Raw genomic sequence first — 1,159 nt, 5'->3', positions numbered from 1 at the left:
AAACCCAGCGCGAATCAATACCGATTCAGGTGACTCAGCAGATCCACTGATGAGATTGAGCATATGATGCACACCATACGTCAGATAAACGTAAAATACGCCCCCTTGCTCATACATAATCTTAGTACGTGAGGTACGAGTACCTGCATGCGAATGACAAGCAGGATCGTCTTCACCAATATAAGCTTCAGTTTCTGAAACACGCATACGCAGCGTTTTAACGTTGCCATCAGTGTCTGTCATCTGTCGACATAAAATTTTGCCAATCAAATCTGCTGCCACCACGCAGGTTGGGCGGGTAAACCAATCAGGCATTAATATGGTAGATTTAGTCATTTGTTCTTGAGTCGTGGGCATGGAGGTGACCTTTTTATTTTTATGAATAACTTAGCATAAAAACTAAAAGGTCGTTGTGCTGGGAATGTTTGTGCTGTGTTTGCATTGACGTGGATAAAAGCTGTGCGTTAGCGAAGTTTGATGGTTGGTACTGACTGGTTTGTCTTTAGCAGTTGGTTTTAAGTGGTCTATTTATGTGGCTTCTGTAGGTTATACATTGAAAACTAACTGTTTCAGCTGTATTGTATGAACTATTATCGATAAATAAGCTTTTTAGGCTAACATGAAAAAGATTATTTACCCTGTTCTTTTATCATTTGAAAAAATAATAAGATTATATTTTCAAACCCTAGTAAAGACAATGACATCTCATAGTTGTAAGGACTAATAGACGTCTGTCCGTTCTGCTCCCTATACAGCCTATACATATGATATATATACAAAAAGTGAGGTAGTAGAATGCTTATATGGATTATTCTTTATATTCTTATTTGTTTATTGTTCAGATGGCTCATATTCTCTAATGCTAGTATGGCAGAGAGACTTGGCTCTTGGGGTTGGACTCCAAACCAAAACAAACTTTATTTTTCAATTATGTGGTTGTTCTCAACCTTTATATTTTTATTCGGAATATTTAACAGCGATTTTCGTAACTCCTTTCTGTTAGAGTATTTATTTTAAACGCCATTATAATATTTGATCTAATAACGACTATTAATTATTGTCAACTATGTTGTAGATTATCAACAGTACTAATCAGTAAGCGTAAACAGTAAGCATAAAAAAACTGAGCACATGGCCCAGTTTTTATTGAACATATAGA

1 protein-coding gene is annotated in these 1,159 nt (G+C 35.9%); it reads right to left on the bottom strand.

The features are described 5' to 3' along the window. Positions 1-357: DNA-3-methyladenine glycosylase (locus ACS8FD_RS15850; RefSeq protein WP_439276554.1), on the bottom strand; the 357-nt coding region annotated here is incomplete at its 3' end. Between the last annotated feature and the right edge of the window lie 802 nt (positions 358-1,159).

The organism is Psychrobacter sp. 1U2, from assembly GCF_051847575.1.
Note: the sequence above shows the minus strand (reverse complement) of the source record. Positions and strands in the feature narration are given on the sequence as shown.